This window comes from Sphingomonas sp. (assembly GCF_030145815.1).
Lineage (GTDB): Bacteria > Pseudomonadota > Alphaproteobacteria > Sphingomonadales > Sphingomonadaceae > Sphingomonas.
In genome coordinates this window covers 1-9,594 of record NZ_JAIXHL010000055.1, presented here as the reverse complement: position 1 = coordinate 9,594, position 9,594 = coordinate 1, and the positions used below count along the sequence as shown (strand labels likewise).

The window sequence follows — 9,594 nt, the reverse complement described above, 5'->3', positions numbered from 1 at the left end:
ACTCCTCCGGCCTTCATCTCGCACGATGAAGGCCGGGGATACGCTGACTGCATCCTACGTGGGCATGGATACACTTAAAGGAGCCCAATATGACTCGACCAAGTGTTCCAGAGCAGACTTCGCACCGCAGTTCGCGGACGGGTCGCTTTGTCACTGAGCGCCATGCTCAGCGACATCCGGACACTACCGAGCGGGAACGTATCAAGCATCCCGAACGGAAGTGACAAGGGAGCCCCCCGCTGTGCGGGGGGCTCAACTTGCTCGATTTGTAGCGGCTTCCGGCCGCAAATTTTTTCTATTCAAAGGAAAGCAAGATGCCATCCTTTAAGGTCGCCCATGTTCAGGAGCAGGGCCAAAATATGCTTCTATTTCCACTCGATCGTAGCTTCGGCCACAAAACGCCTGATCAACAACGCGCCATCGTCGATGAACTTGAAGATCGCGCTCACGTTGCTGGATTGGCGGGTCGGGCAGCGGTGTTCTGGGAATGTAACGGGCGAACCTATTCGCTCGGGCCCCAGCAGTGGCGGAATTTCCTCCGTAGCATTAGCATCCGTCGGGTTATAGCTAGTGTGAATAAATCGATTTCATGGTGAGCCGGTTAGGCTCTGATCTGCATTAGGCGGTAGTCAGCGCGTCAAGGCAGGCGCTTGACTACCGTCTTAATCAATCATGCTCCCGATCACCCGCGCCCATATACAGCTCGCGCCCGGTATCCTCATAGACCTGGCTCATTTCCGCCATGCCCTTCTCCGCCTCTTCGGCGGCGATGAAGCCGGCGCTGTCCTGATTTTGCAGCTTTGCAAATTCCCTCACCTCTTGGCTGATCTTCATCGAGCAGAATTTGGGGCCGCACATGCTGCAGAAATGGGCCGATTTCGCGCCCTCGGCGGGGAGCGTCTGGTCGTGATATTGCTCCGCGGTGTCGGGGTCTAGGCTCAGGTTGAATTGGTCGCGCCAGCGGAATTCGAAGCGGGCCTTGCTGAGCGCATCGTCGCGGACCTGCGCGGCGGGGTGGCCCTTGGCGAGGTCGGCGGCGTGGGCGGCGAGTTTATAGGTGACGACGCCGACCTTTACATCGTCGCGGTCGGGGAGGCCGAGATGCTCCTTCGGCGTGACGTAGCAAAGCATCGCGGTGCCGTACCAGCCGATCTGCGCGGCGCCGATGCCGCTGGTGATATGGTCGTATCCGGGCGCGATGTCGGTGGTGAGCGGCCCGAGGGTGTAGAAGGGGGCTTCGCCGCAGGCTTCGAGCTGCTTGTCCATATTCTCCTTGATCTTGTGCATCGGGACGTGGCCTGGACCCTCGATCATCACCTGTACGTCCTGTGCCCAGGCGCGCCTGGTCAGTTCGCCCAGCGTGTAGAGCTCGGCGAACTGCGCCTCGTCATTCGCGTCATAGATGCTGCCGGGACGCAGGCCGTCGCCAAGGCTGTAGGCGACGTCATAGGCCTTCATAATCTCGGTAATCTCGTCAAAGCGTTCGTAGAGAAAGCTTTCCTTGTGATGCGCGAGGCACCATTTCGCCATGATGCTGCCGCCGCGCGACACGATGCCGGTCATGCGCTTGGCCGCGAGGGGCACATAGGGGAGGCGGACCCCGGCGTGGATGGTGAAATAATCGACGCCCTGTTCGGCCTGTTCGATCAGCGTGTCGGCGAAGATGTCCCAGGTCAGATCCTCGGCAATGCCGCCCACTTTCTCGAGCGCCTGATAGATGGGGACGGTGCCGATCGGCACGGGCGAGTTGCGGATGATCCATTCGCGCGTGTCGTGGATGTTGCGGCCGGTCGACAGGTCCATGACGGTGTCGGCGCCCCAGCGGATCGACCAGACCATCTTGTCGACTTCGGATGCGACGTCGGATGCGACCGCGCTGTTGCCGATGTTCGCGTTGATCTTGACCAGGAAATTGCGGCCGATCGCCATCGGTTCGCTTTCGGGGTGGTTGATGTTGCTGGGGATGATCGCGCGGCCGCGCGCAACCTCGTCCCGCACAAATTCGGGGGTGACATAATCGGGGATGCTGGCGCCCCAGCTTTCGCCGTCGCGCCGATATTCGGACAGGCGGGCGCGGCCCAGATTCTCCCGCTCGGCGACATATTCCATCTCGGGCGTGATGATGCCGCGGCGGGCGTAATGCATCTGGCTGACGTTCTGGCCCGGCTTGGCGCGCAGCACCTGTTTGCGGACGGCGGGGAAGGCGGGGACGCCGCCGCTGCGGTCGGGACCAAGCTGGCCATTATCCTCTGGGCGGACCTCGCGCTGGGCGACCTCCTGCACATCGTCGCGGCCGCGAATCCAGTCACGGCGCAGTTCGGCAAGGCCCCTGGCGATGTCGATGCTGGCGTTCGGGTCGGTATAAGGCCCGCTGGTGTCATAGACGCGCACCGGCGGCTCGCCGCTGTGCGGGTCGAGGTCGATCTCTCGCATCGCGACGCGGATGCCGCTGCCGGTCTGGGCCGCGACATGGATCTTGCGGCTGCCGCGGATCGGCCCGGTGGTGACGCCGATGGGCGCAGGGTTTTCGAATTTCGCGTCGATGTCGGCCATATGCAGTCGCTCCGTTCATAATCGGAGCGAAAGACGGTTTTCCGGTGCGGAATGCCGACCCTCCCTCCGCCCGAGTTACCGGGATCAGGTTCAACGGGTCGCGGTCTATTCCGCTCTCAACCGGCCATTACGGGCGCGGCTCCCCGGGGATGGCGGCATTATAGGCCGCCCGAGGCGGGCTGTCCATGGCGGGCGTTCAGACCCGCCGCGCCAGATAGACGCCGACGATCATCAGCGCGATTCCCGCCGCCCGCCGCAGGTCGATCGCCGATCGCAGCGCGCCGAACAGGCCGAAATGATCGATCGTCGCCGCGCTGACAAGCTGACCCACCAGGACGAAGAAGATCGCGTTGCCGACGCCGAATTTGGGCGCGATGAAGGTCACGGCGATCACATAGAAGGCGACGAACAGCCCGCCGAAATAAAATTGCGCCGGAATGTCGGAGGTGAAGCGGACCTGCCCGATCGATCCGGTGAGGAGCGCGCCGGTCGCGGCGATGAGGAAGGCGAGCGCAAAGAGGATCATCGACGCCGCCATCGGGCTGCCCAGCCGCGCGCCCAGCCCGCCGTTGAGCGCGGCGAGGATCGGAATGCCGACCCCGGTCAGCAGCATGATCGCGGCAAAGGCCGGCGCGGCGTTGTTCGCGGTCATCACGAAGGATCCCGGTCGGCCTGCGCCCGGCGATATTCGCGGACCGGCAGGCCGCCGATGCCCCAGTTTTCGACATCGACCTCGTCGATCGTGACGACCGTCGTCGCCGGATTCTTGGCCAGCACGCGCTGGAGCAATTCGGTGACGCCGCCGATCAGTTCGGCCTTTTGCTCTGGCGTCGCGCCTTCGCGGGTGATGCGGATATTGACGTAGGGCATGGCAGTCTCCTGTCGGCAAAGCGATCGCGAACGGGATGCGGATACCACCGGAGGCGGCACAAATGAAAGGATGGTCTCCGCGTCCTTGCGGGGCGATGCGAGGGGACCATGCGGCGGGGCGATGCGGCGGCTTCGCCTTGCCCGCGGAGCTTTTTGGCGGCATCGTCGGGGGCATGTATCGATGCTCCCTTGCCGCTTCCTCGTTCCCCCGTGCCGCCACGGGTGCGCCGGCATGAGCCGGGTGCCGCGCCTGATCGGCTATGCGCTGATGGCCGCCGCGGCGCTGCTCGCGGTGGCGATGCGGCGGGGGGCGATCGATGCCATCGGGCCGTTTCCGGTGGTAGCGGTCGCGCTGTTGATCGGAATGATCGGGGTCATGCTGGTCTTTACCGACCTGATGGTGCGGGGATTATATGCGCAGGTCGGCGCGGCACAGAGCGCGAAGGCCGAGGGGCAGGCCGAACGGGACGGCGGGGATTGACCGGCGACCGGGCGGGGCGACGACGTCCCCTTTTCGTTCGACAGCATCCGCGCCACCCAGTATGACCGCATGATGACTGACCGTCCGCATACGCCGCTGCTCGACACGGTGGATGTCCCCGCCGACCTCCGCAAGCTGAAGCCCGAAGACCTTCGCCAGTTCGCCGAAGAACTGCGCGCCGAGATGATTTCGGCCGTCGGGACCACGGGCGGCCATCTGGGCAGCGGGCTGGGCGTCGTCGAATTGACCACCGCGCTGCATTATGTGTTCGACACCCCGCACGACAAGATCGTGTGGGACGTCGGCCATCAATGCTATCCGCACAAGATCATCACCGGGCGCCGCGACCGGATTCGCACGCTGCGCACCGGCGGCGGCCTGTCGGGTTTCACCAAGCGCAGCGAAAGCGAATATGACCCGTTCGGCGCGGCGCATTCGTCGACGTCGATCAGCGCCGCGCTGGGCTTTGCGATCGCCAACAAGCTGAAGGACGAACCCGGCCGCGCGATCGCGGTGATCGGCGACGGGTCGATGTCGGCGGGCATGGCCTATGAGGCGATGAACAATGCCGCCGCGGCGGGCAACCGGCTGATCGTCATCCTGAACGACAATGACATGTCGATCGCGCCCCCTGTTGGCGGATTGTCGGCCTATCTGGCCAAGCTGGTGTCGTCGCGTCCCTTTATCGAGTTGCGCGAAATCGCGCGCCGCGTCGCCCGCAAGCTGCCCGAACCGTTGCACAAGGCCGCGAAAAAGACCGACGAATTCGCCCGCGGGATGGCGATGGGCGGTACCTTGTTCGAAGAACTCGGCTTTTATTATGTCGGGCCGATCGACGGGCATAATCTGGACCATCTGATCCCCGTGCTCGAAAATGTGCGCGACAGCGAACATGGGCCGGTGCTGATCCACGCGGTGACGGTGAAGGGCAAGGGCTATGCCCCGGCAGAGGCCGCCGCCGACAAATATCATGGCGTGCAGAAATTCGACGTCATCACCGGCGAACAGGCAAAGGCGCCGCCGGGACCGCCCGCGTATCAGAATGTGTTTGGCGAAACGCTGGCAAAGCTGGCCGACACCGACAAGCGCATCGTCGCGATCACCGCCGCGATGCCGTCGGGAACCGGGGTCGACAAATTCGCCAAGGCGCATCCGGCGCGGACGTTCGACGTCGGCATCGCCGAACAACATGCGGTGACCTTTGCCGCCGGGCTGGCGGCGCAGGGGATGCGGCCGTTCTGCGCGATCTATTCGACCTTTCTTCAGCGCGCCTATGACCAGGTCGTCCATGATGTCGCGATCCAGAACCTGCCGGTGCGTTTTGCGATCGACCGCGCGGGACTGGTCGGCGCCGACGGGTCGACCCATGCCGGATCGTTCGACGTCACCTATCTGGCGACATTGCCGAACATGGTGGTGATGGCGGCGGCGGACGAGGCCGAACTGGTCCATATGACCTATACCGCCGCCGAATATGACGCCGGTCCGATCGCGTTCCGCTATCCGCGCGGCAACGGCACCGGGGTTCCGTTGCCCGATGTCCCGATCAAGCTGGAGATCGGCAAGGGGCGGGTCGTGCGCAGCGGCAAGACCGTCGCCATCCTGTCGCTGGGCACCCGGCTGGCGGAGGCGATCAAGGCCGCCGACACGCTGGAGGCGCGCGGGCTGTCGACCAGCGTCATCGACCTGCGTTTCGCCAAGCCGCTGGACGAGGAACTGATCCGCAAGACGCTGGCGGGGCATGAGGTTTGCGTGACGATCGAGGAAAACAGCGTCGGCGGGCTGGGCGCGCATGTGCTGACGCTGGCGAGCGACGAGGGGCTGATCGACGCGGGGCTGAAACTGCGCACGATGCGCTTGCCCGATGTCTTTCAGGACCAGGACAAGCCCGAATTGCAATATGATGCGGCGGGGCTGAACGCGCCGCAGATCGTCGATTGCGTGCTGAAGGCGCTGCGCCACAACAGCGCGGGGGTCGAGGAAGCGGGGGCGCGGGCCTAAAATGCGTTCGGTTTTGACGGCATCAAAACCGGCACTCTAGATTCCTGCTTTTCCGTGATTTCCGAGCCGCGAAATGGTTCATTTCACTCAAAATCACGCTAACGATAAATTTCGCGGCGGTGGCCGACGGCAATCACGACGATGACGAGCCGGGCATCCTCGATCCGCGCGATGATGCGATAGTCGCCGATGCGATAGCGCCAATGTCCTGACCGATCGCCGACCATCGCCGTTCCGCGCTGTCGCGGGTCATCCTGCCCGGCGATCTGTTCCAGCGCGGCGAATATGCGTTCGCCGACGTCGCGCGGCAGCTTGCGAAGCTGCTTTCGCGCTGCGGCATCGAATTCAAGCGTCCAGCCCAAGTTCGCGCCGCATCTGCTCCATGGAAACGGTCTTGCCCGCGTCGGGGTGGTTCAACGCCTCTTCGAGAAGCGCCAGATCCTCCAACTCCTCAATATATTCCTCGATCGCCCGGCGCGCGAAGGCGGTCTTGGTGCGGCCCGCGCGCTTGGCGGCCACGGTCAGCCGTTCTTCGAGTTCCTTGTCGAGGCGAATGGCGAGCATCGGCGTCTCCTTCGCTATACATGTATAGCGAAGGGGCCGTTTTTGCAAATTCGCGCGATTGGGTAAGGGGTCAGGCGCCCGGAATCGCGGCGCTGGCGTCGCGGCCGTCGCCTTCGGGGGCGGCCAATATGTCGCGGGTGACCAGGCCCTTGTCCACGATCTGCGTGTCCGGGCTGCCGATCTGGCTGCGGATGCCGGGGTCGGCGCGCTGGCCGTCGGCGCTGCCGATGATCGCGGATTCGCCCGCGCTGCGCGGGGCGGCGCCGCCGAACAGCGCGCGCAGCGTCTGTTCCGCCGTCGTTTCGCCGCCGGGACGCGCGGTGCCGGGGGCAGGCGGGGACAGCGAGAAATCGGGCGGCACGACCAGCGGTGCCTGACGCGACACCATCATCTCGTCAGGACGGTCGCGGCTGAACAGGCTGTTCGACCCGCAGGCCGACAGGGTGGTGGCCAGAATCGAGGCAGCCAGGATGGCGGTGGTCCGGTTCACTCTATTAACTCCTATGCGCCCCGTTAATCGGCGGATGGCTGACCGTCCGCGGCTGGGGCCTTTTCGCCGAAGAGCAGCGCGCGCGCAACCAGCAAAAGCACACCGAGCGTGATGCACGCGTCGGAGACGTTGAAGATCATGAAGGGACGGAAATCGCCAATGTGCAGGTCGGCATAATCGACGACAAAGCCAAGCCGCGCGCGGTCGGCGATGTTGCCGAGCGCGCCGCCGAGAATCATCGCGAGCGCGATCACGTCGCCCTTTGCCGGTTCGCGCGTCATCCAGAAGGCGACGGCCCCCGCGACGACGACGGTCACGGCCACGAGCGTCCAGCGCGTCGTGTCGGTGCAACTGGCGAACATCGACATCGAAATTCCGCAGTTTTCCGCCCATGTCAGGTTGAAGAAACTGGTGATTTCAATCTGTCCCTTGGCCTGAAGCGACAAGGGGACCGTGATGATCCACTTGACGACCTGATCAAGGATGAAGGCGACAGCGGCGAAGATCAGGCCAAAGCGCAGATAGGGCGAACGGGTGCTGCTCATCCTATGTCCAATACCGTGTCGCAGCGATTGCACAAGCTGCCGTCCTCGACGACTTCGGGCAGATGGCGCCAGCAGCGACCGCATTTGTGGTTTTCGGTGCGGGTGACGGCCAGTTCGCCGCCCGCGCGCACGACCGACACGATGAAGATTTCCTCCATCGCCGCCGGATCGAGGGTCGGATCGGGGATCGCGACCTCTGCCTCCAGGCTGGACCGGATGGTCTTTTCGCGGCGCCAGGGTTCGATCGCTTCGGTGACCGCCTCACGCTGGGCACGGACGCCCGCCCATTTGTCCGCGAGCGCAGCGTCGTTCCATGCGCCATCGACGCGCGGCCATTCCAGCAGATGGACGCTGCCCGCGTCGGGATAGCGGGTGCCCCACACTTCCTCCGCGGTGAACACCAGCACCGGGGCGGCGTAGCGGATCAGCGCGTGGAACAGCGTGTCGAGCACGGTGCGATAGGCGGCGCGGTCGGGGGTCTGCCGGCCGGTCGCGACGTTGATGTCGCAGTAGAGCCGGTCCTTGCGGATGTCGAAATAAAAGGCCGACAGATCCTCGTTGCAGAAATCGGCGAGCAGGCGGGTATAGCTGTTGAAGTCGAAATCATCGACCGCACGGTGCAACCGGGCGTCGAGGTCGGCGAGCAGCGAGAGCATATAGCGTTCGAGTTCGGGCATCGCCGCGACGTCGGTGACGCGCTCCGCCTCGCTGAACCCGTCGAGCGCGCCGAGCAGATAGCGGAACGTGTTGCGCAGCTTGCGATATTGATCGGCGACCCCGGCCAGGATTTCCTTGCCGATGCGATGATCCTCGGTGAAATCGACGCTGAGCGCCCAGAGGCGGAGGATGTCGGCGCCATAGTCGCGCATCAGGTCGATGGGGCTGATCGTGTTGCCCAGCGACTTGGACATCTTCATGCCCTTGCTGTCCATGGTGAAGCCATGGGTCAGCACCGCCTTGTACGGCGCGATCCCGCGCGTCCCGCAGCTTTCGAGCAGCGACGACTGGAACCAGCCGCGATGCTGGTCCGACCCCTCCAGATACAGGTCGGCGCTGTGGGTGCCGCCGTCGCGGCGGACGAGCGCGGGCCAGCGGCCGCTTTCCAGGACAAAGGCGTGGGTGCAGCCCGAATCGAACCAGACGTCGAGGATGTCGGTGATGCGTTCATAATCGGCGGCGTCATAAGCATCGCCCAGATAGTCCTGCGCGCGCGCGTCGGACCAGGCATCGACGCCGCCCGCGCGGACCGCCGCGACGATGCGGTCGTTGACCAGCGGATCGTTCAGATATTGCCCGGTCTTGCGATCGACGAAAAGCGTGATCGGCACGCCCCACGCGCGCTGGCGCGACAGCACCCAATCGGGGCGCCCCTCCACCATGCTGCCGATGCGGTTGCGGCCCTTTGCGGGGACGAAGCGCGTTTCGGCGATCGCCTGCATCGCCGCCTGCCGCAGCGTCGGGGCATCGCACAGGCTTTCCTCGGCAGGATCGATCGCGCCGCCTTCGCTTTCCCAACGCTGCTCACGCGGCGCCTTTGGCTCGATGTGCGTCATCACCTTGTCCATCGGCACGAACCATTGGGGGGTGCAGCGATAGATGACCTTTGCCTTGGAACGCCAGCTATGCGGATAGCTGTGCTTGTAGTCGGCGCTGGCGGCAAGCAGCGCGTCGGTTTCGCGCAGGTCGGTGCAGATCGGGCCGTCGGGGGCGTTGAACTTGGGGTTGATCACCGATCCCTGACCGCCGAGCCACGCCCAGTCGGCGCGATATTTGCCGTCGCCTTCGACCGCGAACTGCGGTTCGAGGCCGTTCGCCTTGCACAGGTCGAAATCATCCTCACCATGGTCGGGTGCCATATGGACAAGCCCGGTGCCGCTGTCGGTGGTGACGAAATCGCCCGCGAGGAAGGGGCGTGGGCGCAGGTAGAAATCCGCGAGCGGCGAGTCGAGATTGACGTTCGATGCGCCCGCAAGCCCCTCCCCTTCAGGGGAGGGGTTGGGGTGGGGTCCATCGATCTGCGCGGCGTCAGGGCGAGAGGGCCCACCCCCCGGCCCCCCCCCGGGGGGGGGGGGGGGAAAGAGGGGTTGCCA

10 protein-coding genes and 1 riboswitch are annotated in these 9,594 nt (G+C 64.6%); of the genes, 2 read left to right on the top strand and 8 right to left on the bottom strand.

Annotation, left to right across the window (positions count from 1 at the left end; genetic code table 11):
• Window positions 1–666: 666 nt before the first annotated feature.
• The 3 genes from thiC to KYX69_RS22430 all read right to left on the bottom strand — a co-directional run bounded on the left by thiC (window position 667) and on the right by KYX69_RS22430 (window position 3,423).
• A complete protein-coding gene (thiC, locus tag KYX69_RS22440; protein WP_300501591.1) occupies window positions 667–2,553 on the bottom strand; it encodes a phosphomethylpyrimidine synthase ThiC in 1,887 nt (628 codons plus the stop codon).
• A 44-nt stretch (window positions 2,554–2,597) separates the two neighbouring features.
• A riboswitch (TPP riboswitch) is annotated at window positions 2,598–2,709 on the bottom strand.
• A gap of 40 nt (window positions 2,710–2,749) precedes the next feature.
• Complete coding sequence (locus tag KYX69_RS22435) at window positions 2,750–3,205, bottom strand: DMT family transporter (RefSeq protein WP_300501590.1); 456 nt, start codon at window positions 3,203–3,205, stop codon at window positions 2,750–2,752.
• A complete protein-coding gene (locus KYX69_RS22430) occupies window positions 3,205–3,423 on the bottom strand; it encodes a 4-oxalocrotonate tautomerase family protein (protein WP_300501589.1) in 219 nt (72 codons plus the stop codon). Before KYX69_RS22430 ends, KYX69_RS22435 begins: the two co-directional genes overlap by 1 nt.
• A 232-nt stretch (window positions 3,424–3,655) precedes the next feature.
• Here KYX69_RS22430 and KYX69_RS22425 point away from each other — a divergent pair, with 232 nt between their 5' ends.
• A complete protein-coding gene (locus KYX69_RS22425) occupies window positions 3,656–3,904 on the top strand; it encodes a hypothetical protein (RefSeq protein ID WP_300501588.1) in 249 nt (82 codons plus the stop codon).
• 72 nt (window positions 3,905–3,976) lie between these two features.
• Window positions 3,977–5,905 (top strand): 1-deoxy-D-xylulose-5-phosphate synthase, encoded by a 1,929-nt coding sequence (gene dxs / locus KYX69_RS22420; protein ID WP_300501587.1) that lies wholly within the window; start codon window positions 3,977–3,979, stop codon window positions 5,903–5,905.
• A 98-nt stretch (window positions 5,906–6,003) separates the two neighbouring features.
• Here dxs and KYX69_RS22415 read toward each other — a convergent pair whose 3' ends face one another.
• The 5 genes from KYX69_RS22415 to KYX69_RS22395 all read right to left on the bottom strand — a co-directional run bounded on the left by KYX69_RS22415 (window position 6,004) and on the right by KYX69_RS22395 (window position 9,360).
• A complete protein-coding gene (locus tag KYX69_RS22415) occupies window positions 6,004–6,267 on the bottom strand; it encodes a type II toxin-antitoxin system RelE/ParE family toxin (RefSeq protein ID WP_300501586.1) in 264 nt (87 codons plus the stop codon).
• On the bottom strand, window positions 6,251–6,469 hold the full coding sequence (locus KYX69_RS22410) for a DUF6290 family protein (RefSeq protein ID WP_300501585.1): 219 nt from the start codon (window positions 6,467–6,469) through the stop codon (window positions 6,251–6,253). The genes KYX69_RS22415 and KYX69_RS22410 overlap by 17 nt, the downstream gene beginning before the upstream one ends.
• Window positions 6,470–6,539: 70 nt before the next feature.
• Complete coding sequence (locus KYX69_RS22405; RefSeq protein ID WP_300501584.1) at window positions 6,540–6,959, bottom strand: DUF3035 domain-containing protein; 420 nt, start codon at window positions 6,957–6,959, stop codon at window positions 6,540–6,542.
• A 23-nt stretch (window positions 6,960–6,982) separates the two neighbouring features.
• The gene (lspA, locus tag KYX69_RS22400; protein ID WP_300501583.1) at window positions 6,983–7,504 is read right to left on the bottom strand and encodes a signal peptidase II; all 522 of its coding nucleotides are present in this window, start codon (window positions 7,502–7,504) and stop codon (window positions 6,983–6,985) included.
• A complete protein-coding gene (locus KYX69_RS22395) occupies window positions 7,501–9,360 on the bottom strand; it encodes a class I tRNA ligase family protein (RefSeq protein WP_367280221.1) in 1,860 nt (619 codons plus the stop codon). The genes lspA and KYX69_RS22395 overlap by 4 nt, the downstream gene beginning before the upstream one ends.
• Window positions 9,361–9,594 lie beyond the last annotated feature (234 nt).